Raw genomic sequence first — 24,173 nt, 5'->3', positions numbered from 1 at the left:
AGCACGTGTCCTAGTCTCGCCGCATGGGAAAGCGCTCACGCACCAGGACCCGCCCCCGGACCACGACCACCACGGCGGGTGAGGTGGGCCCGCGCCAGCCGTGCCCGTGCGGGTCAGGACGCCGGTACAAGGCGTGCCACGGCGCTCCCGGCGGCGCCTCGGCCGTCTTCGTCGCCCGACCGTTCGAGGGGCTGGCCTCGGAGTGTGACCTGGTCGCGCTGCGCGAGCTGGTTCCCTCGGCGACCGCGCCGCTCCCGCTCGTCGGCGAGCACGCCGACCGCCGGGTGACGCTGTGCACCCTGCTCCCGATGGCGGCTCCGGCGATGGTGCGCGACTCCGGCGAGGTGTGGCTGGGGCTCCAGGTGGTTCACAACTTCGGCGACCCGTCGCGCGACCTGGCAGCGGTGCTGCTCGCCGCGCTCGCCCAGGGGGAGCCGGGCATCGTCGGGCTCACCGAGCCGCCGGGGGAGGGCCCCCGACTCCAGGACCTGGTCGGCGACGCTCCACTCGACATCACCGTGCACGACGGCTTCGACTTCTGGGTGGCCGACAGCCCGGACGCGGCGGACGTGGCGGGAGCGCTGGACGAGGCCAACGGGCAGGTGAACCCGACCACGCGGCTGTCGTCGGTACCGGCGGCGTACTGGACGGACGTGACGACCAAGGAGCACCTGCGCTGGGTGATGCCGGAGCCCGAGGGGCCGCTGCTCGACGCGCTGGCGCGGCTCCACGTCACGGGCCAGGACGTGCTCGTCCCCGACTCCAGGCTCGTGGGGATGTTCCGCGCCCACGGTCTGCTCACCCCGGTCTGGGACCTACCGCTCGGCACCGGCGCCGAGGCCTTGGAGGAGCCGGCCAGCCGGTTCGCTTCCGACCTGGCCACCACGCTCGCCTCCACGGAGGACCTCACGAGCGAGGAACGCGCCGCCCGGAACGGTCTTGCGCACCGTCAGGTCACCATTCGGTAGCGATCCTGTTTCCGGGACACGCCACCCCCGCAGTTGTGTCGCTGCGAGGTGGGCGGTAGGTTTCCAATCGGCCCGGTCGTTGTTGTCTCCCCCGTCGGCAACGGCCGGGTCATCTACGTCCCGGTCCGGCACCATTCCGATTCTGGCCCGATCCGTCCGGTTATCGGGCAGTGGGGGTTGCGGAGCGCCGCCCACAGGACGACGACGCGGGTTCGTGACAGCTTCGGGTCTAGGGCAGCGGAGCCCGTGACACCGGACAGCTCATGCAGCGTGGGCCGCCGCGACCCGACCCCAGCTCGGAGCCGGCGATCCTGACCACCTCGATGCCGGCGGCCTCGAGCCGGTCGTTGGTCCCGTCGTTGCGCTCGTAGGCGACCGCGACCCGGGGCGCGATGGCGAGGGTGTTGTTGCCGTCGTCCCACTGCTCGCGCTCGGCGGTGACCGGGTCGAGGCCGGTGTCGATCTGCTCGAGGGTGTCGATCCCCATCGCCTTCGCCGCCGCGACGAGGAACGGCTCCGCGTCGGCCACGTCGAGCGCCAGCGAGGCCTCGTCGGTGCCCGGATCGTCGACCGTCACGGCGTACGCCTGCAAGGAGTCGGCGACGTTGGGGTACATCACGATCTTGTCGACGTCGACCATGGTGGCCACGGTGTCGAGGTGCATCGTGGCCCGCTCCTGCGCGATCGGCACCGCGAGCACCGTGGTGGCCAGATCGGCGTGGAAGACCTGTCGGGCCAGCCGCTCCACGCCGGCAGGGGTGGTCCGCTCCCCGACCCCGACCGCGATCACGCCCGGCGCGAGCAGCATCACGTCACCGCCCTCGACGTGCTCGTGGTGCCAGCCGTGGATAGTCCGGGTGCCGGCGAACCGCGGGTGCTGGGTGTAGATGAGCTCGGTCAGCTGCGTCTCGCGGCGTCGGGCGGGCATGGCCAGCGACGTGATCGCGACCCGGTCGCGGACCCACACGCTGGAGTCGCGGGTGAACAGCAGGTTGGGGAGCGGGTCGACCAGGAAGTCGTGCTCGTCGAGCAGGGCTGTCACCAGGCCGTGGCCGCCGCGCACCTCGTCGTTGCGGATGCCGGCGATGAGGTACGACGTGAGCTCGGCCGGGGACGCATCGCTGAGTGCGCGCGCGAGGTAGCTGCGCAGCGTGTCGCCGAGGTGGAGGCCCGACAGCGCGGTGGTGATCGCGTGATGACGCGACGACTCCTGCTCCAGCGTCTCGGTCAGCAGGTCGGTGAGGTAGAGGACCTCCACGTCGCGCGCTCGCAGGGCATCGGCGAACGCGTCGTGCTCGTCCTGGGCGCGCGCGACCCACGGGATGCCGTCGAACAACAGCTTGTCGTTGTTGCGAGGGGTCAGTCGCTTCAGCTCGTCGCCCGGTCGGTGCAACAGCACCGTCTGCAGCCGGCCGACCTCGCTGTCTGCGCCGTGGGGTGTCATGCCGGGCACTTTAGTGGGCCGTCGCCCCAGCGGGTGTGTCCGTGCTCCGGGACGGAACAGCACTGGTCAGCCGAGTTGTGTGCGGTGCTGGTGCTGTCGAGGGCAGCGCACGAGCAATCGGAAGCCGAACGTCCGCCGTCGGGGTTAGGTTGCCAGCATGTCCGACTTCACGATCAGGGCGCTGACGTCGGAGACGTTCGGCGACTTCGCCGCTCTCGTCGAGCGGAACGGGGGCATGTTCGCCGGCTGCTGGTGCACGAAGTTCCATCCCGACTGCGCGGAGAAGGGCCAGAGCCGCGAGGGGAACCGGGCGCTCAAGCAACGCCTGGTGGCTGAGGGGATCGCGCACGCGGCGCTGGTCTATGACGGCGACCGGGCCGTCGCCTGGGCGGAGTACGGGTCACCCGAGGAGCTGCCCGACATCCAGCACCGCAAGGAGTACCTGGCCACTGCGGAGCGGCTGCCCGACTACCGGGTCACCTGCATCCTGGTCGAGCGCGGCCGTCGCGGTCAGGGCCTGGCGGCGATCGCCCTGCGCGGAGCGGTCGAGCTGATCGCGCAGGCCGGTGGTGGTCTGGTGGAGGGCTACCCGCATGACACCGGCGGGGTGCGGAAGAAGAACTCGTCGTTCCTCTACAACGGCACCCGCACGATGTACGAGCGCGAAGGCTTCACCTACGACCGACCCAAGGGCCTGGGCAACTGCGTGATGGTGCGCGAGGTGACCCCGAGCACGCGTGCCTGAGCGCACTCTCCTGCCGCTGTCGGGGCGGGCCCGACCTTGCCGCGAGCCGCGCGGACAGGGACACAACAGCTGGAGAGTCAGCTCCACTCGGAGGCGAGCACGGCGTACTGCAGGGTGTCGGTCCACTCACCCTTCGACCAGTAGTCGGCGAGCCGGTGGGCCTCCTTGCGCATGCCGAGCCGCTCGCAGAGGCGTGCTGAGGCGGTGTTGCGGGCGTCGAGCTCGGCGTAGATCCGGTGCAGGGCGAAGTGACCGAAGCCGAGCCCGATCAGCTCTCGCACCGCCTCGGTGACCAAGCCGCGGCCGCCGTGGTCGGGGTGGACCACCCACGAGAGCTCGGACTGGGTCGGGCCCCGGAACATCAGGGCCACCTCGCCCACCACGCGACCCTCCCGCTCGAGCACGAGGCCGAAGCCGTCCGCCTGCGCGGTGGCGCGCTCGGCCAGCATCTCCTCGACCTCGTCGAGCTCCAGGGGTGGCGCCAGCAGGTACTCGGCGACGTCCTCGCGGCTGTAGATCGCATGGAGGTCGGCGGTGTCCGCGGGCTCGCGCTGCCTCAGCACGAGCCGATCCGTCCGGATCGGCAGCGCCGGGCCGGGCGGCCATGCGAGATGGGTGCGGCGCGGCGCGTCGACCAGTCGTTCGCGCAGCTCCGTGTCGCCCTCACCCCCGTCGACCAGCCCGTCGAGGCCGGCGGCCGCCTCCTCCAGCGACCCCAGGGCGACGTGGTCGCGCGGGGCGACGGCCAGCCGCGCCAGCGCGGCCTCGGCCTGGGCGATCAGCCGGTCGCGCCGTCGCTGTCTCGGGGTCGAGCCGGGCCGCCGCTTCGAGGTCACCCCGGCGAGGGTAGTCATCCTCCACGGATCGCTCGGTCCCGGCACGGGGTGGTCCGGTACCCGGGGCCCGGATGGTGTCGTGGTGTCACGCGGCGTTCCACAACGATCTGGTGCGGCTCCCGAGAGCTGGCTCAGCGTGTTCCGGATCCCGCGCGACGACGCACCACCCACGGCTCGAGGTTGCGGTAGCCCTTGACCGACACCCGGCGGACCCTTCCCAGCCGGAGGTCGTCGTGCCCCTCGCCTGCTGTCAGGACCTCCCGTGCGCCGGCGTCGACCAGCACCGTCCCGGGCCGCGCGACCGAGGTCAGTCGGGCGGCGATGTTCACCGTCGGGCCGAACACGTCACCGAGCCGGCTCGTCACCGGTCCGAAGGCCAGCCCGGCTCGGACCCGCGGGAAGGCGTCCTCGTCGTCCTCGCCCCGTCGGGTCAGGTCGAGCGCCACCTCGACGCCGGCGTGCGGGTCGTCGGCGACGTACAGCACCTCGTCGCCGATCGTCTTGATCACCCGGCCTCCTGCCTCGACGACCAGCCGGGTCGTCTCGTCCTCGAACCGCTCGACGAGCTCGACCAGCTCGGACTCGGCGAGGTTCTTGCTCAGGCTGGTGTAACCGACGATGTCGGTGAACCCGACGACCATCGGGACCTCCACGTCGTCCACGGCGGCGCGGGGCAGCAGCCGGTGGGCGGCACTGAGCAGATGGCGTCGCCAGACGTACGCCTGGAGCCGCTCGACGTCGGGGAGGACCTTGGTCACCAGCTCGTCGAGCCTGGCGGCGGGGTCGGCGTCGGCGAGCGCGATGCCGGCGAGCAGGCCGACCTGCCACTCGGCCAGTCGTGCGTAGGACCGACCCCAGGTGCGGACCAGGGCCGACTGCGAGTCGGGCTCGAGGATGCCGAGCGCGACCAGCTCGGCGGTCTGCTCGAGTGCGGTGACGTCGTTCTCGGTGAAGGCGACGTCGCCGTTGGCGGCGTGGGGGAAGCCGAGCTGACCCCACAGCTCCACGGCGAGCTCGAGCGGCACGCCCGCGCGGTCGGCGACCTGTTGGCGCGTGAGGTTCGGCCGGGCACCGAGCAGGAGCTCTTCGAGCTCCGGCAGGTCCGCCCCGGAGAGCGCCTCTGCGTCGTCAGCTGCCAAGGCGTTCCTGCGCCGTGCGCTCGAGCGCCTCGGCGAACGCGGGGACCTCGTCGCGCAGCTCCTCGACCTGCTGCCGAGTGAAGTGGATCAGCTCGACCTTGGTCAGCGTCACGATCGAGGCGTTGCGCAGCTTGTGGTTGACGATCGCGCCCTCGCCGAAGATGTCGCCGGGCCCGAGCCGCGCGATCTCCTCGCCACCACGCCGGACCGACGCCTCGCCGCTCACGATGATGTACGCCTTGTCGGCCGGGGTCTTCTCCCAGATGGGGGACCAGTCGGCCGGCAGCGTGACGTGGGTTCCGGTGTTCTTGATCCGGTCGACCTCGCGGTCGTCGAATCCGTCGAAGATCGCCATGTGGACGGCCTCTCGTGTCGGGACCCCTCCCCGCGGGCATCCTCCCCAACCGCGGCGCGGCGTGTCCAGCGATCGTGTCTCAGGCCACCAGCTCGTACGCCGTGAAGCCGGCCAGCAGCAGACAGACCGCGGCCCCGACGTAGTGGAGCGTGTGCAGCGGCACCACGCGGAGCAGCGCCCGACCGAGCAGGACCGCCAGACCGCTGACCGCCAGCAGCGCCCCCAGGGCGCCGACGAAGACGCTGACCGGGTCCTCGTACCGCGCCACGAGCGTGAGCGTCAGCAGCTGTGAGAGGTCGCCCCACTCGGCGGCGAACAGCACCAGGAAGCTGGCCCCGACCGCGCGGAGGCCGGTCGTGCCCGGGTCGGCCTTGGCGGCGAACTCGTCGCCCGACTCGACGTGGTGACTGCGACCCTCGCGGAACAGGATCACCGCGCCGGCGAGGAACATCAGCAGCGCCAGCAGCCGGACCGCGTCCTGAGGCAGGAAGGACGCCGCGTGGCCCAGCGCGACCGCGACCAGGGTCTGCACCGTGAAGGCGAGGCCCACGCCGATCCAGACCAGCAGTGGCCGGAACTTCGTCGAGAGCACCAGCGTCGCGATGAACGTCTTGTCGGGCAGCTCGACCACGAAGATCGCGCCGAACGTGAGCGCGACGACCACGACGTCGATCACGGGCGGCCCATCAGCGGAAGAACCCCCGGCTCGCGGCCACGGCATCGGCGAGCACGTCGCTGACCGGGCGGCCGAGCGCGGTGGCGGCGCGTACCACGTCGTCGTACTCCGGCATCGCGTTGACCAGCACTCCGTCGTGGCGCGCGAGCTTGACGTCGATCTGCTGGCCGTCGACCTCGACGCGGGTCATCTCGCGTTCGAGGGCGTGCTTGTCGAGGGTGGTCTCGCGCAGCCCGATGGCGGAGGTGTGGCGGAAGACCGTGGTCCTGACGGTGGCGGCCCGGTCGGCCGGGACCAGGACGGACAGCGTGTGAGCGGGACGCCCTTTCTTCATGAGGATCGGGGTGAGCCAGGCGTCGCTGGCGCCGGCCTCCAGGAGGGTGGCGATCACCTGCGGCCAGACCCGGGGGTCGAGGTCGTCGACGTTGCTCTCCAGCAGCACCGACTCGCCGGTGGTCGAGGTGCGATCCTCGGAGCTCCCGGCACCGACGAAGAGGCGCAGCACGTTGGCATGGCCCTCCGGGTCGCGGCCACCGGCCCCCACCCCGATCGACTCGACGGTCATCGCCGGCTGCGGGCCCCAGCCGGTCGCGAGCGTGGTCAGCAGAGCGGCACCGGTGGGGGTGCAGAGCTCCATCTCGGGCGCACCGTGCGGTCCGGCGTACGACGGCACGGACCGGAGCAGCTCGGCGACCGCGGGAGGCGGGACCGGCAGCGTGCCGTGCGCGCCCCGGACGCTGCCGGACCCCACGGCGACCGGGCTCACGACCACGTCCCGACCGGTGGTCGAGGCCCGGGCCAGCCACGCGAACCCGGCGCAGACGCCGACCACGTCGGCGATCGCGTCGAGAGCACCGACCTCGTGGAACGCGACGTCGAGCGGGTCGCTGCCGTGGACCGTCGCCTCGGCGACCGCGAGCCGCTCGAACGCGGCGACCGCACGCTCGCGAGTGCCCACCTCGAGGTCAGCCGCGAGCAGCATCGTGTGGATGTCGCGCCAGGTGCGGTGGTGGACCGAGTCGGCCACCTCGACATGACAACGGGTCGCGGCGAGCTCGCCGCGGCGTACGGACTCCTGGCGCAGGGTCACCGGCTCCGGGCTGACCGCAGACACCGCCGCCTGCAGCGTCTCGAGCGGCACCCCGGCTCCCAGGAGGGCGCCCAGCAGCATGTCACCGGAGGCGCCGGACGACGCGTCGACCCAGAGCGTCACCGGTCGTCCCGGGCCGACTGCCGGGCCACCCGCGCCGCGAACACCCCGGCGCCGTAGCCGTTGTCGATGTTGACGACCGTGACGCCGGGGGCGCAGGAGTTGAGCATCCCGAGCAGGGCCGCGATGCCGCCCAACGAGGCGCCATAGCCGACGCTGGTCGGCACCGCCACCAGCGGGAGACCCACGAGTCCGCCGACGACCGACGGCAGGGCGCCTTCCATGCCGGCCACCACGACGACACAGTCGGCCTGCTCGATCCGGTCGCGGACGCCGAGCAGCCGGTGCAGCCCGGCAACGCCTACATCGGTGATCGTGTCGACGGCGGCGCCGTGCACCCGGGCGGTCAGCGCGGCCTCCGCGGCGACCGGTGCGTCGGACGTGCCGGCGCTGACCACCGCGACCGTGCCGCGGGCGGTCGGCAGCGGGCCCAGGGTGGCGGCCCGGGCCACCCGGTCGACCTCGGCGCCGGCAGCCTCGACGGCGTGCAACGCCTCGTGGGAGAGCCGGGTCGCGAGCACCGCGCGGTCGGGGTGGTGGGTGTGCAGCGTCGTGAGGATCGAGACGATCTGCTCGGGCGTCTTGCCCTCGCCGTACACGACCTCGGCATCACCGGTGCGCGCCGCGCGGTCGAGGTCGACCCGGGCGAAGCCCAGGTCCTCGGTGCGCGGGTCGTGACTCACGCGGCGAATCTATCGCCCGCCGGTCACTCGCCCCGCTCGCGGGCCGCCGGGTAGACGCCCAGCACCTTCACGTCGGTGGTGAAGAACGCCAGCTCCTCGAGCGCCCGGGCGACGCCGGGGTCCGCGGGGTGGCCGTCGACCTCGGCGAGGAACTGGGTGGCGGTGAAGTGGCCGCCGACCATGTAGCTCTCGAGCTTGGTCATGTTGACGCCGTTCGTGGCGAACCCGCCGAGGGCCTTGTACAGCGCGGCCGGCAGGTTGCGGACGTTGAAGACGAACGACGTCACGACCGGTCCCTCTCCGGGCGGCGCCTCGACGTAGTCCCGCGAGAGGACGACGAAGCGCGTGGTGTTGTGGTCCTCGTCCTCGACGTCCTCGCGGAGCACCTCGAGCCCGTAGATCTCCGCTGCCAGCGGCGGTGAGATCGCCGCCTGGGTCGGGTCCTTCATCTCCGCGACCTCGCGGGCCGCGCCGGCGGTGTCGCCGGAGACGACCGGGATGAGGCCGAGCTCGCGGATCACCTTGCGGCACTGACCGAGCGCGTGGACGTGGCTGTGGACGGTGCGGATCGTGTCGAGCTCGGCCCCCGGCACCCCGAGCAGCGCGAACTGGATGCGCAGGAAGTGCTCGGCCACGATGTGGAGACCGGAGTCGGGCAGGAAGTGGTGGATGTCGGCGACCCGACCGGCGATCGAGTTGTCGATCGGGATCATCGCCAGGTGGGCCTCGCCGCTCACGACCGTGGCGAAGACGTCCTCGAACGAGGCGCAGGCGAGCGGCTCGTGGTCCGGATAGTGCTCGCGACAGACCAGGTGGGAGTTGGCACCCGGCTCCCCCTGGTAGGCGATCACCTGGGGCTGCCCGGTCGAGGGTGTCGTCACCGCGGCATTTTCCCACGCCGTGCTCGTGCCGCCGCGCTCCGACCGCGCCTCGGTCGTAGGGTTCGGCGCGTGGAGATCCTGTCGGTGCTGGCGCTCGTGCTCGCGGTGCTCGCGCTCGCGTTCACCGTGGTCGCGTTGCGCCGTACGCAGCGCACCCGCGGCACCGGGGTCGAGGAGCTCCCCGAGGACGTGCACGGCCTCCGACAGGAGGTCGCCGCGCTCAAGCGCGAGGCCGGCGACGCGCTGCGGCACCTCGCGGTGGTCCGCTACGACGCGTTCGGCGACATGGGTGGCCACCTCTCGTGGTCCCTGGCCCTCCTCGACGACGGCGGCCACGGCGTCGTGGTCACCTCGATCCACGGCCGCAGCGAGGCTCGCACCTACGCCAAGAGCGTCTCCGCCTGGACCTGTGAGCAGCAGCTCTCGCCCGAGGAGGAAGAGGCGATCGCCCACGCCCGACCCTGACCCACATGGAAACGCGGCGTGTGCCTCAGAGTGCGCCATGGCGCACTCTCAGGCACACGCCGCGGCCTAGACGGTCAGCGGGGGACGCGGACCAGGAGTCGGCCGTGCAGGCACTCCATCCGCAGCTCGCGGCCCGGGCCGATCGAGTCGCCGTCGAGCTGGCGCGGGGTCTCCGTGCCGGCCCGGATCACGACCTGGGCACCGACCTTGCGGTCGACCAGCTCGTCGGTGTGCTTGAGCTTGAGCAGCACTCGCCACGCCAGCGGGATCCAGGAGAAGAAGTTGCGTGGGTGCAGGATCACCACGTCGAGGAGGCCGTCGTCGATGGCCGCGTCCGGGAGCAGTGGCATCCCGGCCTGGAGGAAGCCGACGTTGCCGACCACCACCGTCCGGGCCCGGTGGCGGCTGAACTCCCCGCCGTCCACCGAGATCTCGATCCGCTGCGCGGGGAACATCAGCGACTTCAGCGCGGAGATCACGTAGGCGAACCAGCCGATCCGCTTCTTGATGTCCTCGTTGACACCCTCCATGATCGCCGCATCGAAGCCCATGCCGGCCATCACCAGGAAGTGGGTGTCCTCCGGGATGCCGTCACCCTCGACCTTCACCAGGTCGACGGCACGGTCCTGGCCGTTGAGGGCGACGTCGATCGCCGAGCGCAGGTAGAGCGGTACGTCGAGGTTGCGCGCGAGCAGGTTGCCGGTGCCGGCCGGGATGATGCCGACCGGGATGCCGGTGCCGGCGAGCTCGGCGCAGACCTCCCGCACGGTGCCGTCCCCGCCGCACACGAGGACCAGGTCGGCGCCGGAGACCGACGCCGCCTCGGCCATGCCGGTGCCCGGGTCCTCGACCGTCGTGTAGTGCCAGCTCGGCTCCGACCAGCCGGACTCAGCGGCCATCGCCGAGACGACCGACCGGAACTGACCCACGTCCTCGACCTTGGACGGGTTGACGATGACCGCCAGCTTCCGGTCGGTGGCGAAGACCTCGGGTAGCGGGTCCGCCTTCTCGGCGTGCCCCCGCGGCTCCGGATCGAGGAAGACCACCGCGAGCAGCACCACTGCGAGGCCGAGGAGGGTGCCGGCGACGACGTCGGTGGGGTAGTGCCGCCCGAGCAGCACCCGGTCGAGGCAGACGACCAGCCACACGACGACCAGGCCGACCAGCACCGTACGTCGCATCGAGCTGCGTCGTACGAACACATAGGTGAGGACCGCCAGCAGCCCGCAGAAGGCGGCGATCGACGAGGCGTGACCCGAGGGGAACGAGTGCGTCTCCAGGAAGTCGACCGTGTCCTGCCACTCGGGCCGGTCGCGTCCGAGCAGGAGCTTGATCCCGGTCGTCGCCAGCGCGGTCACCGACATCACGACCGCGGCGAAGAGCGCAGCCCGGGGCTGCCGGCGCACCAGCAGCACCAGGACCAGCACCGTGGTCAGGATCGTCTTCGCGACGGTGCCGGTGAGCAGCTCGATCCAGCGCATCGTCTCGACGAGCCAGCCGTGGTCGTCGGCCCACGCCTCCGCGTCACGGCCGAGGTCGTCGAGCGCCCCCAAGGGCGACCGGTCCTGTGTCACCAGGACGGAGATCACGACGAACAGCGCCAGCAGCACAGCGGCCCAGGCGAGCAGCCGGGTTCGTGGGCGGTCCGTCATGGGCGGGAGTATGCCGGTACACACCGCACCCTCCGTCATCGCGCCCGCATAGGCTAAGACGCATGATCGACCCCCGAGTGCTGCGTGAAGACCCCGACCGCGTGCGTGCCGCCCAGGCCAAGCGCGGGCTGTCCGACGACGTCGTTGACCGGGCGCTCTCCGCCGACTCCGCCCGCCGGCAGGCGATCGCGGACTTCGAGGCACGACGGGCCGAGCAGAAGCAGATGGGCAAGCAGGTCGCCCGGGCCCAGGGCGAGGAGAAGCAGGCCCTCCTCGGGCGGGTCAAGGAGCTCGCCAGCGAGGTGAAGCGGCTCGAGGCCGCCCAGACGGACGTCGAGGAGACCTGGCGCGAGGCGATCCTGTCGATCCCCAACCTGGCCGCCGACGAGGCCCCCGCGGGGGGCGAGGACGACTTCGTGGTGCTGGAGCACGTCGGCACTCCGCCGGAGTTCGACTTCGAGCCGCGCGACCACGTCGAGCTGGGGCGGATGCTCGGCGCGATCGACCTGGAGCGCGGCGCCAAGGTGTCCGGCAGCCGCTTCTACTTCCTCACCGGGATCGGCGCGCAGCTCGAGCTCGCCCTGGTCAACATGGCGATGGACCAAGCGCGGGCGGCCGGGTTCACGCAGGTGATCCCCCCGTCGCTGGTCAAGCCGCGCGCCATGGAGGGCACCGGCTTCCTAGGGCAGGCCGCCGACGACGTCTACCGGATCGAGGGGGAGGACCTCTACCTCGTCGGCACCAGCGAGGTCCCGCTCGCGGCGTACCACTCCGACGAGATCCTCGACGTCGAGTCGCTCCCGCTCCGGTACGCCGGATTCAGCCCCTGCTTCCGCAAGGAGGCCGGGTCGCACGGCAAGGACACCCGCGGCATCTTCCGGGTGCACTGGTTCGACAAGGTCGAGATGTTCGTCTACACGACCGTCGAGGAATCGTTCGCGGAGCACGTGCGGCTGCTCGAGTGGGAGAAGGAGTTCATGGACAAGCTCGAGCTCGTCTACCGCGTGATCGACGTCGCCGCCGGCGACCTGGGGCTCTCCGCCCAGCGCAAGTTCGACTGCGAGGCGTGGATCGCGTCGCAGGGCCGCTACCGCGAGCTCACGTCCACCTCGAACTGCACCGACTTCCAGTCCCGCCGGCTCGACACCCGGATCCGCACCGACCAGGGCACCCGCCACGTCGCCACCCTCAACGGCACGCTGTGCTCGACCAACCGGCCGATCATCGCGCTGCTGGAGACCCATCAGCAGGAGGACGGCTCGGTCCGCGTGCCCCAGGCACTCCGCCCCTACCTCGGCGGCCTCGAGGTGCTGAAGCCGGTCCGAGACGGTCGCAGCGCGTCTTGAGCGACTGGACTCCCGAGCTGGTCGCGCTCGACATCGACGGCACTCTCCTGAAGTGGGTGGAGGGCGCCGGCACGACGTACGAGCAGATCCCGCGCGCGACGTACGACGCGGTGCGGCGGGCCTACGACGCGGGCGCACACATCGTGCTCGCCTCGGGGCGGTCGCCCCACGGCATGACCCGGATCGCCGACCTGCTCGAGCTGCCGTCCGACGGCGGCGAGCGGCTCTGGGTCGTCGCGTCGAACGGCGCCGTGGTCTTCCGCTACCCGCCGATGGAGGTCGTGCACGAGGAGACGTTCGACGCGCGGCCGGCGGTGGAGGCCGTGCTGCGCGAGCACCCCAACGCGCTGGTCGCGGTCGAGGAGCGGGGGATCGGCTACCGCGTCAACCGGCCGTTCCCGGTCGGGGAGCTGTCCGGTGAGCTGATCGAGACCAAGGTGGAGGAGCTGGTCGCGGAGCACGTGAGTCGGGTCATCATCCGCGATCCCGACGCAACGGCCGACGACTTCGTCGCGCTCGCCGGACGACTCGGGCTGCACGGCACGGACTACGTCGTCGGCTGGACCGCGTGGCTCGACCTGTCTCCCGTCGGCGTCTCCAAGGCCTCGGGGCTGGCGCTGGTGTGCGACGAGCTCGGTGTCGCCCAAGAGGACACGCTCGCGGTCGGTGACGGCCGCAACGACATCGAGATGCTGCGATGGGCCGGCCGCGGAGTCGCGATGGGCCAGGCGGTGGAGGAGGTCAAGGCGGCCGCCGACGCCGTCACCGAGACCGTGTACGACGACGGCGCGGTCATCGAGCTCAGCCGGTGGTGGCCGTGAGCGACGGCCTCGTGTTCACGGCTCCGCTCTGGCGGTGGGCCGCCCGCCAGGAATCGCGTGACCCGTCGGCATGGTGCTTCGTCACCCTTCCTCCGGAGGTGAGCGACGAGGTCCGGCTCCTCGCCGGCGAGCCCCGCGGGTTCGGGTCGGTACCGGTCCACGTGGCCGCAGGCGGGTCGCGGTGGGACACCAGCGTGTTCCCCGACGCCGAGTCCGGGTGCTTCGTGCTGCCGGTGAAGAAGGCGGTCCGCCAGGCCGAAGCCGTCGACGAGGGCGACGAGCTGACGGTCACCCTCCAGGTCCGGGGTGACCGAGGATGAGCCTGCCGGAGCGGATCGTGACCCAGCGGCTGCGGCTGATCCTGGTCACGCCCGACGACGCCGCCGACATGCGGGCCGGTCGCCGCCAGGAGCGCTGGCACCCGTCGTACCCGCGCCCCGACGACGTCGACGCCGCCTCCCTGCTCCGTCCCGACGACCCGTGGGGGCCGCGACACGTGGTGCTCGAGCAGCAGGCGGTCGGCACGATCGGCTGCTTCGGACCGCCCGAGGACGGCGAGACCGAGATCGGCTTCGGGCTGGTCAGCGAGGCACGCGGACAGCGGGTCGCGACCGAGGCGCTGACGGCGTACGCCGAGGAGACCGACCGGCTCGGCGTACGGCTCACCGCCCGGGTCGAGCCGGACAACGCGCCCAGCCTGAAGGTGTTGGCCCGGTGCGGCTTCACCGAGCTGCGCGGCTCGACGCCTGAGGGCGAGCTGGTGCTGGCCAGGCCGGTGCCGTGAGCGCCCCCCGTCTGGTCGCCACCGACCTCGACGGCACCCTGGTGCGGGACGACGGCTCGGTGTCAGCGACCACGCGGGCGGTGCTGGCCGCCCTCGATGAGCGGGAGGTCCCGGTGGTGATCGTGACCGCCCGACCGATCAGGTGGATGGACGACCTGTGGCCGATCGTCGGTCGGCACGGGCTCGCGATCGTGTCCAACGGTGCGGCGGTGGTCGAGGTCCGCGAGGACGCGGCCCATACCGTCCGCGACGTGCGAGGCATCGAGGTCGAGGCGGGCCTCGCGCTGGTCGACGCGATCCGCGAGGCAGCGCCGGAGGCGGCGTTCGCCGTCGAGTGCGTGTCGGGGCTGGTGCGCGACCCGGCGTACGTCGAGACCGAGTCGTTCCCGGCTGGCAGCCCGGTCGGGGACCTCGGTGAGCTGTGGGCCGAGCCGGCGCTCAAGCTGCTCGTGAAGCACGACGCACCCGACCCGGACGACTTCCGCCGGCGCGTGGCCGAGGCCGTCGGCGAGCAGGCGGTCGCCACGTGGACCGTCGACGGGCTGGTCGAGATCAGCGCCACCGGCGTCACCAAGGCCACGGCGCTGGCGCGGGTGGCCGAGGAGCTGGGGGTGGCCCCGGAGGACGCCGTCGCCTTCGGCGACATGCCCAACGACCTCCCGATGCTGACCTGGGCCGGAACCTCTTACGCCATGGCGAACGGCCACCCCGACGTACGAGAGGCCGCCGACCACGTGGCGCCGGCCAACGACGACGACGGGGTAGCCCAGGTGCTGGCTGGCCTCTTCAACCTGTGATCTGTGACGATGGCCCGGTGTTCAGCCGGGTCCGTCGTCTCCTTGTAGCGCTCGCGCTCGCCGGCGCGAGCGTGGTGCTGGCGCAGCCCGCCGCGCAGGCGGCCTGCTCGTGCCCGCAGGACGTCTCGCTGCGCTCGCAGGCCCGCGATGCCGACGTGGTGTTCCAGGGCCTCCTGAGCGCGCGTGACGACGCGCGGCGTCGTACGACCTACACCCTCGACGTGGAGCGGATCTACCAGGGCACCCTGACCGAGAGCCCGGTCGAGGTCGTGTCGCCCCGGTCCGACTGTGGGCTCGGCAAGCTCAGGCTCGACCGCTCGTACGTCGTCTTCGCCACTGGTCGCGGCGCCGGCCTGGCCTCCGCGAAGTGCACCGGCACCGCCGCAGCCACGCCCCGCTTCGTCCAGCAGGTGGAACGGGTTCTCGGGCCCGGAGAACCGTTCGAGCCGCCCGCCGAGGAGGAACCACCCCCGGCGGACCCGGTCTTCACCCGCGTCGACGACACACCGCCGCCCGAGCTGACCAGGGTGGCCGCGCCCGGCGCGGCGCTCGTCATCGTGGGGCTGCTGGGCCTGGTCGTCTTCCGACGTCGCGCCTGAGCCCAGTCCGCGGCGCCCTCGAGGGGCCGAGCTGCTACAGGTACATGCCGCCGGACTCGCCCGGCGTCTGGCTGCGCTGCCGCTGCTCCTGCCCCTCGGCGGGCGGCCCCTGCTGCGGGAGGCTCATGCCAGCCGGCAGCTGCCGACGCATCTGCTCGAGCTGGGCGCGCGCGGCCACCTGCTGGGCGTAGATCGCGGTCTGGATGCCGTGGAAGAGGCCCTCGAGCCAGCCGACCAGCTGGGCCTGGGCGATCCGCAGCTCGCCCTCCGACGGAATGGTGTCCTCGGTGAAGGGCAGGGAGAGCCGCTCGAGCTCCTCGACGAGCTCGGGCGCGAGCCCGGACTCGAGCTCCTTGATGGACGAGCGGTGGATCTCCTTGAGGCGGTTGCGGCTCGCCTCGTCGAGCGGTGCCGCCTTCACCTCCTCCAGGAGCTGGCGGATCATGCTGCCGATCCGCATCACCTTGGCGGGCTGCTCGACCAGGTCGGTGATCCCCCGCTGCTCGTCGTCGTCGTTGTCGTCCTCGGCCTGGCCGGCCGCGGCGGCGAGCACGCTCGCCGGGAGCGATCCGACGGGCTGTCCGTCGGGGCCGATCACCACGACGTGTTGCTCCTCCGAGGGCTGGTCCGACGACTGGTTCGGCTGCTCACTCATGCGTCCAGCCTACGGGCCGACGGTCAGCAGCACCTTGCCGAGTGGCTCGCCGGACTCGAGCAGCGCGTGCGCCCGGCGAACCTCGGCCAGCGGCACGGCCTCGTGGACGATCGGCCGCACCAGCCCCTCACTCACCAGCGGCCACACGTGCTCCGCGACGGCCGCGCAGATCGCTGCCTTGTCCTCGACCGGGCGCGACCGCAGCGCCGTGGCGATCACGGCGCCCCGCTTGCGCAGCAGCACCCCGAGGTCGAGCTCTCCTCGCGTACCACCCTGCATCCCGATCACGACGAGCCGACCCTGCTCGGCGAGCAGGTCGACGTTGCGGCTGAGGTACATCGCGCCCATGTTGTCGAGGATCACGTCCGCGCCGTGCCCGCCGGACTCGCGTCGGACGACGTCCACGAAGTCCTGCTCGCGGTAGTCGATCGTCACGTCCGCGCCGAGCGCAGTGCACAGCTCCCGCTTCTCGGGGGTGCCCGCCGTCGTGTACACCCGGGCGCCCAGCGTGTGCGCGAGCTGGATCGCCATTGTGCCGATCCCGCCCGCGCCCCCATGGGCCAGGAAGTGCTCCTGCGGTCGCAGTCCGGCGACCATGAACACGTTCGACCAGACGGTGCACGCCACCTCGGGCAGCGCGGCGGCCGTGACCAGGTCGACGCCCGCCGGCACCGGCATCAGCTGGCCGGCTGGGACCGCGACCTGCTCGGCGTACCCGCCCCCGGCGAGCAGCGCGCAGACCTCGTCGCCGACCGACCAGTCGGAGACGCCGTCGCCGAGTGCGGCGACGGTGCCGCTGCACTCGAGACCGATGATCTCCGAAGCACCGGGCGGCGGCGGGTAGTGGCCCTGCCGCTGCAGCAGGTCGGCGCGGTTCACGGCGGTGGCCGCGACATCGAGAAGCACCTCGCCCGGTCCCGGCTCCGGGGGCGGTACGTCGCGCAGCTCGAGGACCTCCGGGCCGCCGGGGCGCTCCGCGACGGCAGCCTTCATGCAGCCCTCACGCGTCCTCGAACGCGTCGTTGCTGTGGTCGACCTCGCTGTCGTCCGGGACCTCGTCGTAGACGTCCACCGGGTCGGGCGCGTCGGCGGGCCGGTCCCACCCCTCCGCGAGCAGCTGCGCCCGCGCCGCCAACCGCTCCACTTCGTCGGGGGTGGCGCCGCTGGCGCCGGCCGCGAACCCGAGCAGGTACGCCGTGATCGGGGCAGCCACCTTCTCCACGCTGTGCGCGGCAGTGCGCGACAGGTCAAGCACGAGTCCCTCGTCGATCTCGGCCTCGATGTCGAGGACGTCGCAGAGCTCGTCGATCCAGTCGTGCAGGTTCACGTCACCAAGGTTTACGGCACTTCCTCCTGCCCGCAACCCCCTAGCCTCCGGCTTCGAGCTCGCGCAGGTCCTCCACGGTGTCGACGCCGCGTCCTTCGAGGCCGACGGCGGTCACCTGGCGAAGGTCCAGCGGGGCCAGCAGCACGTGCACGGGGCACCCATGGGGATCGGTCGGGGACACGTCGTCCAGCCGGGCCGTGCGCACCACCAGCACCAGGCGACGACGACCGTCCGGTCCGGTGAGGACTGAGCCGTCACCGTCGTTCGCGGCGGCCACCAGCCGGGCGACGGTCCCTGCGGTGACGAACGGCATGTCGACGGCCAGCACCACGAGCAGGTCGGGAGTCGGCGTCAGCGCCCGGCGGCCGGCCAGCAGCCCGGCGACGGGTCCGCCGTACGCCGGCTCCTCTCGTGCGAAGGTCACCGGTCGGCTGGTCGGGACCGCCTCGCCCACCACGACCACCGGGTGCGCCCCGACGGTGGCGGCCAACGCTCGCTCGAGGAGCGTGCTGCCCCCGAGCTCGATCGACGCCTTGTCGCGGCCCCCCAGCCGGGCACCGGTGCCCCCGGTCAGCACCACCGCCGCCAACGTCATCCGGCCAACCCCATCAGCCCAGCTCCATCCGGCCAGTCTTCCAGGGGCGACCACGTCGCGCCGCCCGACCTGGTGGCAGGCTGGGGCACGTGACGCTGACGGTCTCCCTGGTCCAGCACGCGTCCGGGCTCGACCCGGCGGCGAACCGGCTGCTGCTCGACGAGCTCACCCCTCGAGACGCCGACCTGGTGGTGTTCCCCGAGGCGTTCGCGCGCGACTTCGGGCCCGCCGGGTCAGATGTCAGCGAAGCGGCCGAACCGGTGACTGGGCCGTTCGCCTCGGAGGTCGCCCGGGTCGCGGCCGACCGGGGCTGCACCGTGCTGGCCGGGATGTTCGAGTCCTCCGAGGACCCCGGCCGACCATGGAACACGCTGGTGCTGCGGGGGGCGGTCGAGGCCGACTACCGCAAGGTCCATCTCTACGACTCGTTCGGCTACAAGGAGTCCGAGCGGCTCTCGGCCGGCCCGATCGACGCGGTCACGGCTCCGCTCGGCGGCTTCACCCTCGGCCTCATGACCTGCTACGACCTCCGGTTCCCCGAGCAGGCCCGCGCGCTGGTCGACGCCGGCGCCGACGTGCTCGTCGCGCCCTCCGCGTGGGTCGCCGGCGAGCGCAAGGTCGACCACTGGCGGACGCTGGTGCGGGCGCGCGCGATCGAGAACACGACGTACGTCGTCGCCGTCGGCCAGCCCGGTCCGCGCTACACCGGCCACTCTATGGTGGTGGACCCGCTCGGCGACATTCTGGTCGAGGCCGGTGACGGCCCTGAGATCATCGCGACCACGCTCGACCCCGAGGCACTCGTCCGGGCCCGGAGGACCAACCCCTCGCTGGCGAACCGGCGCCGGTAGCCTTCCGCCCCGTGCCTCGGAGCTCCCCCCGCCGACGCGCCGAACCGGCGCGCCGGCTCCGTCGACGCCGCACGTCCGAGGCTCCGCCGGGCCCGCTCGCAGTGGGCAGCGACACCGCACTGCCAGGTGCGGCACCGGTCCCGCCGCCTCCGCCGCCGAAGGCCGGTACCCGCACCCTCGCCACGATCTGGGTGCTCGTGGTGCTGGGGGGTGCCGCGCTGCTCGTCGTCGGCCTGTTCGGCTCTGACTGGCTGGGGACCGACCGGCTGGGCCTGCCGGCCGGGCTCCGCCCGGTCGACCTCGACTCCCCGTTGTTGCCGGAGATCGGCTCGGTGCTCGTCGGGACGGCGTACGTGTGGGCGCTGGCCGCTCGCACCGGTGGCCGACCGGTCGTCTTCTCGTTGCTGACCGCGATCGTGGGCGCACTCGTGCTCTGGGCGGACCGGGACCTGATGCGCAACGGCGCGTCGGTGATGGTGTGCGTGGTCTCGGCGGTCCTCGCGATCGTGGCCACGGTCCCCGCCGTCAAGCTCTGGCAGGCCGTGCGCGAGGTGGCGGTGGCATCGCTCGTCGCCGGACTGGGCGCGCTGGCGACGGTCGGGCTGCACCCGACGATCGACGTGGTGCGGTTCGAGTACGTCACGTTCGGGCTCTCGCTGGTGGCCTCGTTCGGCGTGGTCTACCGGCTGGGCGCCGGTCTCCACGGCCTCGGGAAGCGCGGCATCGTGACCGTGGCCGTCGGGGGCGTGCTCCTGGTGCTGAGCCTCGTGTACGCCGAACTGCTCCGTCGGTACGGGACCCCGTTCCTCGTCGAGTGGCTGTTCGACGCGGTCCGGTGGCTGCGCGGCGTGCTGGGCGCCTCACCGCGGCCGATCGTGGCCCTGCTGGGCATCCCGGCACTGGTCTGGGGCACCCACATGCGAGCCCGCCGCCGCCAGGGCTGGTGGGTGTGCGCGTTCGGGGTCGGCGCGACGGCCCCGATCGCGCAAGCGCTCACCGACCCGGGGATGACGCGGCAGGAGTCGGTGGCCGCGCTGGGCTATGCCCTCATCGTGGGCCTGGCGCTCGGCACCGTGCTGATCCGCGCCGACCTGGCGCTGACCGGCAAGCGCGGGCGACGCGGCCGGCGGGCCGAGGAGGCCGCGGCGATCCGCCCGGAGCCCGCGCGGATCGAGCCGCTCCTCTGATCACGATCGCGAAGCGGGCGTGATCGTCGGTGGTCGAGCAGCGACCGCGACCGAGCGACGAGGTCGCGACGGAGCGTGTCGAGACCTGGTGACCTGACATGCCAACCCGACTGCCCCGTCTCGCGGGTACGCACGGGTAACGGCTAGCGTCGGCGCCATGGCTCGTCCCCAGGAGATCGAGATCGCCGCCGAGATGGTCGCCAACGTGTTGAGCATCGAGGTCGCGGAGGGAGACTCCGTCGCGGTCGGCGACACCGTGGTGCTCCTGGAGTCGATGAAGATGGAGATCCCCGTCATCGCCGAGCATCCCGGCACCGTCTCGGGCGTCTGGGTCGCTCCCGGCGACGTCGTGCAGGAGGGTGACGTCCTGCTCGCCCTCACCGTGGCTCGCTGACGCCGAGTCGTGCCATGTGCCGGTCGAGTCGTGCCCTGTGCGCGCCGAGTCAGGGCTGTTCCGCCCTCAGCGCGCTGTGCAGATGTTGGAGCAGAGGGGGCGGGATTCGAACCCGCGGCTGACATCTCTGCCAGCGACCGCTTTCAAGGCGGTTCCGATCGGCCACTCCGGCACCCCTCCGAGCCACCCGAGGGCGACACGCGGAGGAGTCTACGATCCGGGATCCGGCGTGCGGGTCGCTACTCCGACCCGCCCAGCTCCAGCTCGACCTCGTCCCACGCCAGGTCACGGCGACGCTGCAGGTGGTGCTCGATGTCGACGAGCAGCCGGCCCAGCCGGTCGCGCAGGTCGTCCACGGGGGTGTCACCGAGCAGCTGGGGCGCGAGTGCGGCCACCCGGGCCAGCAGCGCGTTGCGTTCGCGGATCATCCCGGCGCCTCGAGCGGCCAACCAGCCGTCGGTCGCCAACGGCGACTCCGAGGCGAGCAGGTCCCGGAGGTCGGACAGCAGGCCACGGGCCTGCCAGCGCCAGCGACCAGGGTCGCCAGGCTCGGCGACGGCGGCGTGCAGATGCGGGAACTGGTACATCGGCGTCGTGGGCATCGTGGCCCCCGGGAGGGGTGAGGGGATCGGGCTGGAAGACGAGTGTGACCCCGCCGTACGGCGCGCCACAACCCCCACGACCCATCGGAAATCTCGGATCTGGAGAATCGTCGTCATGTCGTCCGGTTATCGGCTCGCGCCCCATGTGGCCGCCCGGTTGGTGGGTCTGCTGCTCGTCGCCGTGGCGGTCCTCGTCGTGCTGCTGACCATCGTCTCCGCGGCACTGCGCTGGCCGGCCTGGGTGATCGTCGGCACCGGCGTCGTCGCGGTCGTGGTGGCGGTCGTCGTGGCCGTGATCCTGCTGCGGATCACGGTGGTCCGGCTCGACGACGACGGCTACCAGGTGCGGCTCATCCGCGGCGCCGGCGTCACGTCCGCGAGGTGGACGGAGGTCACCGAGGCCGTCGCGGCGAGTCCGCGCGGGATCGACTGCCTGGTGATCAGGCTCCGGGAGCGCGGTACGACAACGATCCCGGTCGACGCGCTCGCAGCCGACCCCACTGCGTTCGCCCTGGACGTGAGGGCCCACCTGCGCCGCGGCGAGGGGCGCACCACGCCCTGACCCGATTCGGTGGCCGCACCCAACTGCTTGTAACCTGACCCCGCCGTGGGGCCGGGGGTCGACCCTCCGACGTCACGGTGCTGGAGGCGTCGCCTAGTCCGGTCTATGGCGCCCGCCTGCTAAGCGGGTTGAGGAGTGATCCTCCTCTCGCGGGTTCAAATCCCGCCGCCTCCGCGTCTGTTCGACGGCTCCTTTCCGGTGATCGCGGGAAGGAGCCGACGGACTTGTCAGCGTCGTCCTGGCCTGCATATATCTGCAATGCAAGTATCTGACCCAGCCCAGAGGTGTCGTGGCTCCGTGGCCGCCCACGAAGATGGGACAGCAACGGCCGGTACCGGCCGGCAGCGAAGTGAGTAGGTGGAGACGAAGACATGAAGATCGTGCGGAAGGTAGCCATCGTCGTGGCAGCGGCGCTGATGGGGATCGGTCTTCTCGGGAGCCCAGCCAACGCCGACAGCAGTTGGGGCGGGTGTTGCGGTAGCAGCGCCATTGACTGACGCGCTCCACGATCCGACCAACTGAAGAAACTTGAGACGGGGACCGCGATCCCGATTCCCCCCTAAGCGAGTCGCGCGGACCCAGTGCCGTCCCCCCGGCCCGTCTCAACCGCGAGGGCAGCGACATCGTCGCTGCCCTCGCTGTTCCGGGTGCATCCGGGTGCACGGCCGTGCGACCGGTCAGCGCGGATCAGCGCGGATCAGCGCGGATCAGCGCGGATCAGCGTGGATCAGCGTGGATCAGTCCGCCTCGGCATCGTCCGCGAGCGTGCGCTCACGCCCCGAGATCCCCCGTTGCCCCATCACATAGCCCAGCTGGAACCGCGTCTCGGCGAGGTACTCCTGCTTGAGATCGGCGACATAACCGGCGTAGGTCCGGGGGCTGACGCCGAGCCGCTTGGCGCTGACCGGGTCGGCGTGGCCCTCGATCAGCATCCGGATGGTCATCGCCCGTTGCTCGGCGGCGATGTCCTTGAGCAGGCCGGTCTCGCGACTGGTGAACGGCCGGCCGCGCTCCCACGCCCGCTCGAAGACGTCGACCAGGTAGTCGACCACGGAGGGTTCCCGCACCGCGATCGCCGTCGTGAGGTCCTCCTGCTTGCCGGGGATGATCGCGACCCGGCGGTCGATGACGATGAGCCGGTTGAAGAACTCGTCGAGGGTGCGGACCTCCGCGCCTCGCTCGGTGACCGCCGCGACGTAGTCGTGGGTGATCGCGCTACGCCGAGCGCTGTGCTGGTAGAGGGTGCGCATCTTGGTGCCTCGGTCGAGCATGGCTGTGTCACGCACGGTGGCCGCGGCGAGCATCGCAGCTTCGCGCCCGGTCTGCGGCTGGGCGGTCAGCATCTCCTCTTCGCACTCAGCGACGAGTCCGTCGATGTAGGGCGGGATGGCGTGGGCGTGCAGCACCGTGAACGGGCCCTGGCTGGTGTCAGGGGCGCGCCGCCAGGCATGGGTCAGCGGACCGAACGCGTTCGCCCAGGCCGACGACTCCTCGAGCAGCTGGGTGCCTTCCTGGGCCAGCGGCGAGATGATCCGCGACTGGACCGTGGACGGGTCGATCGCGACGTACCGACCCTCGTCGGGCTGCTCCATGAGAAGACCCACGTCGAGGAGCAGCTCGAACGCCGCCCGGTCGGAGCCGCGGCGGGTGATCCGAGGGTCACGCTGGTCGATGCCGCCGGACGCGACGATGTCCTCGTAGAGAGCGGTGGCCGCTTCCTCGAAGAGCGCCCGGTCCTCAGGTCCCAGGTCGCGCACATCACTCCTTCCCACCCCGCCGGCGACAAGAATCCCACACCCGCTCAACGGCTGTGGCCCCCTTCCGGATGCAGGAAGGGGGCCACGGCTGGCGCGGATGGCTCAGAGGCCGAGCCGCACCTTCAAGCCGTCGAGCTCGGTCCAGAGGACCGCCGGCAGGTCGTCGCCGAACGTCTCGAACCACTCCTGGATCTGAGGGACCTCGGCCCGCCACTCGTCGGGGTCGACGCGTAGTGCCGCGGCTAGCTGCTCGTCGGTGACGTCGAGGCCGTCGGTGTCGAGGGCGCCCGGCGCCGGGACGAGGCCGATCGGCGTCTGCACGGCGGCCGCCTCACCGTCGATCCGCTCGACCACCCACTTGAGGACCCGGCTGTTCTCACCGAAGCCGGGCCACAGGAAGCCGCCGTCGCCCCCGTCGTCGCGGCGGAACCAGTTGACGTAGAAGATCCGCGGCAGCTTCGACGCGTCGTTGTCCTTGCCGATGTTGATCCAGTGGTCGAAGTAGTCGCCCGCGTGGTAGCCGATGAAGGGCAGCATGGCCATCGGGTCGCGGCGTACGACGCCGACCTGGCCGACCGCCGCCGCGGTCGTCTCGCTGGAGAGGGTGGCGCCGAGGAAGGTGCCGTGGGTCCAGTCGCGCGCCTCGAACACCAGCGGGACGGTCGTCCGGCGGCGGCCGCCGAACAGGATCGCGTCGATCGGTACGCCGCGTGGGTCGTCGTACTCGGGCGCGAGGATGTCGCACTGCTTGATCGGGGTGCAGTAGCGGCTGTTGGCGTGGCTGGAGGGCTCCTCACTGTCGGGCGTCCAGGGCTCGCCCTTCCAGGAGGTCGCCCGCGCCG

Annotated in this window: 29 protein-coding genes and 2 tRNA genes; 14 read left to right on the top strand and 17 right to left on the bottom strand. The window is 71.9% G+C overall.

Annotation, left to right across the window (positions count from 1 at the left end):
* Positions 1-23: 23 nt before the first annotated feature.
* Positions 24-968: a DUF5926 family protein gene (locus tag VFZ39_RS05370; protein WP_330864698.1), complete on the top strand. Its 945-nt coding sequence runs from the start codon at positions 24-26 to the stop codon at positions 966-968.
* 229 nt (positions 969-1,197) lie between these two features.
* On the opposite strand, the gene VFZ39_RS05365 is transcribed toward VFZ39_RS05370, so the two are convergent.
* Complete coding sequence (locus tag VFZ39_RS05365) at positions 1,198-2,412, bottom strand: arginine deiminase (protein ID WP_330864697.1); 1,215 nt, start codon at positions 2,410-2,412, stop codon at positions 1,198-1,200.
* A 157-nt stretch (positions 2,413-2,569) separates the two neighbouring features.
* On the opposite strand from VFZ39_RS05365, the gene VFZ39_RS05360 reads away from it, so the two are divergent.
* Positions 2,570-3,157, top strand: coding sequence for a GNAT family N-acetyltransferase (locus tag VFZ39_RS05360; RefSeq protein WP_330864696.1), 588 nt, complete (start codon positions 2,570-2,572; stop codon positions 3,155-3,157).
* A 77-nt stretch (positions 3,158-3,234) separates the two neighbouring features.
* Here VFZ39_RS05360 and VFZ39_RS05355 read toward each other — a convergent pair whose 3' ends face one another.
* The 7 genes from VFZ39_RS05355 to VFZ39_RS05325 form a co-directional block, all read right to left on the bottom strand.
* Positions 3,235-3,993 (bottom strand): GNAT family N-acetyltransferase, encoded by a 759-nt coding sequence (locus VFZ39_RS05355; protein WP_330864695.1) that lies wholly within the window; start codon positions 3,991-3,993, stop codon positions 3,235-3,237.
* 131 nt (positions 3,994-4,124) lie between these two features.
* A complete protein-coding gene (locus VFZ39_RS05350) occupies positions 4,125-5,132 on the bottom strand; it encodes an adenylate/guanylate cyclase domain-containing protein (protein ID WP_330864694.1) in 1,008 nt (335 codons plus the stop codon).
* Positions 5,122-5,487, bottom strand: a complete 366-nt coding sequence (locus tag VFZ39_RS05345; protein WP_330864693.1) for a Crp/Fnr family transcriptional regulator — start codon at positions 5,485-5,487, stop codon at positions 5,122-5,124. The genes VFZ39_RS05350 and VFZ39_RS05345 overlap by 11 nt, the downstream gene beginning before the upstream one ends.
* A gap of 79 nt (positions 5,488-5,566) precedes the next feature.
* The gene (locus VFZ39_RS05340) at positions 5,567-6,163 is read right to left on the bottom strand and encodes a TMEM165/GDT1 family protein (RefSeq protein WP_330864692.1); all 597 of its coding nucleotides are present in this window, start codon (positions 6,161-6,163) and stop codon (positions 5,567-5,569) included.
* Between the two features lie 10 nt (positions 6,164-6,173).
* Positions 6,174-7,376, bottom strand: a complete 1,203-nt coding sequence (gene larC, locus VFZ39_RS05335) for a nickel pincer cofactor biosynthesis protein LarC (RefSeq protein WP_330864691.1) — start codon at positions 7,374-7,376, stop codon at positions 6,174-6,176.
* Positions 7,373-8,056 (bottom strand): nickel pincer cofactor biosynthesis protein LarB, encoded by a 684-nt coding sequence (gene larB, locus VFZ39_RS05330; protein WP_330864690.1) that lies wholly within the window; start codon positions 8,054-8,056, stop codon positions 7,373-7,375. The genes larC and larB overlap by 4 nt, the downstream gene beginning before the upstream one ends.
* Positions 8,057-8,079: 23 nt before the next feature.
* A complete protein-coding gene (locus tag VFZ39_RS05325) occupies positions 8,080-8,937 on the bottom strand; it encodes a prephenate dehydratase (protein ID WP_330864689.1) in 858 nt (285 codons plus the stop codon).
* A 69-nt stretch (positions 8,938-9,006) separates the two neighbouring features.
* On the opposite strand from VFZ39_RS05325, the gene VFZ39_RS05320 reads away from it, so the two are divergent.
* Positions 9,007-9,402, top strand: a complete 396-nt coding sequence (locus VFZ39_RS05320; RefSeq protein ID WP_330864688.1) for a DUF4446 family protein — start codon at positions 9,007-9,009, stop codon at positions 9,400-9,402.
* Between the two features lie 74 nt (positions 9,403-9,476).
* On the opposite strand, the gene VFZ39_RS05315 is transcribed toward VFZ39_RS05320, so the two are convergent.
* Positions 9,477-11,054 (bottom strand): diacylglycerol kinase family protein, encoded by a 1,578-nt coding sequence (locus VFZ39_RS05315; RefSeq protein ID WP_330864687.1) that lies wholly within the window; start codon positions 11,052-11,054, stop codon positions 9,477-9,479.
* 62 nt (positions 11,055-11,116) lie between these two features.
* Here VFZ39_RS05315 and serS point away from each other — a divergent pair, with 62 nt between their 5' ends.
* The 6 genes from serS to VFZ39_RS05285 are packed head-to-tail and all read left to right on the top strand — an operon-like array spanning position 11,117 to position 15,401.
* Positions 11,117-12,400: a serine--tRNA ligase gene (gene serS / locus VFZ39_RS05310; RefSeq protein WP_330864686.1), complete on the top strand. Its 1,284-nt coding sequence runs from the start codon at positions 11,117-11,119 to the stop codon at positions 12,398-12,400.
* The gene (locus VFZ39_RS05305) at positions 12,397-13,221 is read left to right on the top strand and encodes an HAD family hydrolase (protein WP_330864685.1); all 825 of its coding nucleotides are present in this window, start codon (positions 12,397-12,399) and stop codon (positions 13,219-13,221) included. The genes serS and VFZ39_RS05305 overlap by 4 nt, the downstream gene beginning before the upstream one ends.
* On the top strand, positions 13,218-13,541 hold the full coding sequence (locus tag VFZ39_RS05300; RefSeq protein WP_330864684.1) for a DUF1905 domain-containing protein: 324 nt from the start codon (positions 13,218-13,220) through the stop codon (positions 13,539-13,541). Before VFZ39_RS05305 ends, VFZ39_RS05300 begins: the two co-directional genes overlap by 4 nt.
* On the top strand, positions 13,538-14,005 hold the full coding sequence (locus VFZ39_RS05295; protein ID WP_330864683.1) for a GNAT family N-acetyltransferase: 468 nt from the start codon (positions 13,538-13,540) through the stop codon (positions 14,003-14,005). The genes VFZ39_RS05300 and VFZ39_RS05295 overlap by 4 nt, the downstream gene beginning before the upstream one ends.
* Positions 14,002-14,802 carry an HAD family hydrolase gene (locus VFZ39_RS05290; RefSeq protein ID WP_330864682.1) on the top strand — a complete coding sequence of 267 codons (801 nt, stop codon included), beginning with the start codon at positions 14,002-14,004 and terminating at the stop codon, positions 14,800-14,802. Before VFZ39_RS05295 ends, VFZ39_RS05290 begins: the two co-directional genes overlap by 4 nt.
* 17 nt (positions 14,803-14,819) lie before the next feature.
* Positions 14,820-15,401, top strand: a complete 582-nt coding sequence (locus VFZ39_RS05285; RefSeq protein ID WP_330864681.1) for a hypothetical protein — start codon at positions 14,820-14,822, stop codon at positions 15,399-15,401.
* 34 nt (positions 15,402-15,435) lie between these two features.
* On the opposite strand, the gene VFZ39_RS05280 is transcribed toward VFZ39_RS05285, so the two are convergent.
* Genes VFZ39_RS05280 through mobA form a run of 4 tightly spaced genes read right to left on the bottom strand, consistent with a single transcriptional unit; the run spans position 15,436 to position 17,978 of the window.
* Complete coding sequence (locus VFZ39_RS05280; RefSeq protein WP_330864680.1) at positions 15,436-16,056, bottom strand: bacterial proteasome activator family protein; 621 nt, start codon at positions 16,054-16,056, stop codon at positions 15,436-15,438.
* 9 nt (positions 16,057-16,065) lie between these two features.
* The gene (locus tag VFZ39_RS05275; protein ID WP_330864679.1) at positions 16,066-17,049 is read right to left on the bottom strand and encodes an NAD(P)H-quinone oxidoreductase; all 984 of its coding nucleotides are present in this window, start codon (positions 17,047-17,049) and stop codon (positions 16,066-16,068) included.
* 7 nt (positions 17,050-17,056) lie between these two features.
* Positions 17,057-17,383 (bottom strand): DUF6457 domain-containing protein, encoded by a 327-nt coding sequence (locus VFZ39_RS05270; RefSeq protein ID WP_330864678.1) that lies wholly within the window; start codon positions 17,381-17,383, stop codon positions 17,057-17,059.
* A 40-nt stretch (positions 17,384-17,423) separates the two neighbouring features.
* Positions 17,424-17,978, bottom strand: a complete 555-nt coding sequence (gene mobA / locus VFZ39_RS05265; protein WP_330864677.1) for a molybdenum cofactor guanylyltransferase — start codon at positions 17,976-17,978, stop codon at positions 17,424-17,426.
* A gap of 89 nt (positions 17,979-18,067) precedes the next feature.
* Here mobA and VFZ39_RS05260 point away from each other — a divergent pair, with 89 nt between their 5' ends.
* From VFZ39_RS05260 to VFZ39_RS05250, 3 genes are all read left to right on the top strand, one after another.
* Positions 18,068-18,829 carry a carbon-nitrogen hydrolase family protein gene (locus tag VFZ39_RS05260; protein ID WP_330864676.1) on the top strand — a complete coding sequence of 254 codons (762 nt, stop codon included), beginning with the start codon at positions 18,068-18,070 and terminating at the stop codon, positions 18,827-18,829.
* An 11-nt stretch (positions 18,830-18,840) separates the two neighbouring features.
* The gene (locus VFZ39_RS05255; protein ID WP_330864675.1) at positions 18,841-20,016 is read left to right on the top strand and encodes a hypothetical protein; all 1,176 of its coding nucleotides are present in this window, start codon (positions 18,841-18,843) and stop codon (positions 20,014-20,016) included.
* A 157-nt stretch (positions 20,017-20,173) separates the two neighbouring features.
* Positions 20,174-20,410 carry a biotin/lipoyl-binding carrier protein gene (locus VFZ39_RS05250; RefSeq protein WP_330864674.1) on the top strand — a complete coding sequence of 79 codons (237 nt, stop codon included), beginning with the start codon at positions 20,174-20,176 and terminating at the stop codon, positions 20,408-20,410.
* 91 nt (positions 20,411-20,501) lie between these two features.
* Here VFZ39_RS05250 and VFZ39_RS05245 read toward each other — a convergent pair.
* Positions 20,502-20,590: transfer RNA gene (locus VFZ39_RS05245), tRNA-Ser, on the bottom strand.
* A gap of 59 nt (positions 20,591-20,649) precedes the next feature.
* A complete protein-coding gene (locus tag VFZ39_RS05240; RefSeq protein ID WP_330864673.1) occupies positions 20,650-21,012 on the bottom strand; it encodes a hypothetical protein in 363 nt (120 codons plus the stop codon).
* 115 nt (positions 21,013-21,127) lie between these two features.
* On the opposite strand from VFZ39_RS05240, the gene VFZ39_RS05235 reads away from it, so the two are divergent.
* Both VFZ39_RS05235 and VFZ39_RS05230 read left to right on the top strand, forming a co-directional pair.
* Positions 21,128-21,574 (top strand): hypothetical protein, encoded by a 447-nt coding sequence (locus tag VFZ39_RS05235; RefSeq protein ID WP_330864672.1) that lies wholly within the window; start codon positions 21,128-21,130, stop codon positions 21,572-21,574.
* An 82-nt stretch (positions 21,575-21,656) separates the two neighbouring features.
* Positions 21,657-21,748: transfer RNA gene (locus VFZ39_RS05230), tRNA-Ser, on the top strand.
* A gap of 563 nt (positions 21,749-22,311) precedes the next feature.
* Here VFZ39_RS05230 and VFZ39_RS05225 read toward each other — a convergent pair.
* Together VFZ39_RS05225 and VFZ39_RS05220 are read right to left on the bottom strand one after the other, a co-directional pair.
* Entirely contained in the window at positions 22,312-23,331 is a 1,020-nt protein-coding gene (locus VFZ39_RS05225; protein ID WP_330864671.1) for a LuxR family transcriptional regulator, read from the bottom strand.
* A 102-nt stretch (positions 23,332-23,433) separates the two neighbouring features.
* The coding region (locus VFZ39_RS05220) for a phosphoenolpyruvate carboxykinase (GTP) (RefSeq protein WP_330864670.1) at positions 23,434-24,173 on the bottom strand (740 nt) is incomplete at its 5' end.

It is taken from the genome of Nocardioides sp., from assembly GCF_036374615.1.
GTDB lineage: Bacteria > Actinomycetota > Actinomycetes > Propionibacteriales > Nocardioidaceae > Nocardioides.
This window is presented reverse-complemented; position numbering and strand designations above follow the sequence as displayed.

Bases quoted from the DNA above. Each gene is read 5' to 3' on its own strand.
- VFZ39_RS05275 (WP_330864679.1), bottom strand. From the start codon at position 17,049: ATGAAGGCTGCCGTCGCGGAGCGCCCCGGCGGCCCGGAGGTCCTCGAG.
- VFZ39_RS05280 (WP_330864680.1), bottom strand. From the start codon at position 16,056: ATGAGTGAGCAGCCGAACCAGTCGTCGGACCAGCCCTCGGAGGAGCAA.
- VFZ39_RS05240 (WP_330864673.1), bottom strand. From the start codon at position 21,012: ATGCCCACGACGCCGATGTACCAGTTCCCGCATCTGCACGCCGCCGTC.
- VFZ39_RS05295 (WP_330864683.1), top strand. From the start codon at position 13,538: ATGAGCCTGCCGGAGCGGATCGTGACCCAGCGGCTGCGGCTGATCCTG.
- VFZ39_RS05235 (WP_330864672.1), top strand. From the start codon at position 21,128: ATGTCGTCCGGTTATCGGCTCGCGCCCCATGTGGCCGCCCGGTTGGTG.
- VFZ39_RS05315 (WP_330864687.1), bottom strand. From the start codon at position 11,054: ATGACGGACCGCCCACGAACCCGGCTGCTCGCCTGGGCCGCTGTGCTG.
- VFZ39_RS05365 (WP_330864697.1), bottom strand. From the start codon at position 2,412: ATGACACCCCACGGCGCAGACAGCGAGGTCGGCCGGCTGCAGACGGTG.
- VFZ39_RS05370 (WP_330864698.1), top strand. From the start codon at position 24: ATGGGAAAGCGCTCACGCACCAGGACCCGCCCCCGGACCACGACCACC.
- VFZ39_RS05360 (WP_330864696.1), top strand. From the start codon at position 2,570: ATGTCCGACTTCACGATCAGGGCGCTGACGTCGGAGACGTTCGGCGAC.
- serS (WP_330864686.1), top strand. From the start codon at position 11,117: ATGATCGACCCCCGAGTGCTGCGTGAAGACCCCGACCGCGTGCGTGCC.
- VFZ39_RS05250 (WP_330864674.1), top strand. From the start codon at position 20,174: ATGGCTCGTCCCCAGGAGATCGAGATCGCCGCCGAGATGGTCGCCAAC.
- mobA (WP_330864677.1), bottom strand. From the start codon at position 17,978: ATGACGTTGGCGGCGGTGGTGCTGACCGGGGGCACCGGTGCCCGGCTG.
- VFZ39_RS05345 (WP_330864693.1), bottom strand. From the start codon at position 5,487: ATGGCGATCTTCGACGGATTCGACGACCGCGAGGTCGACCGGATCAAG.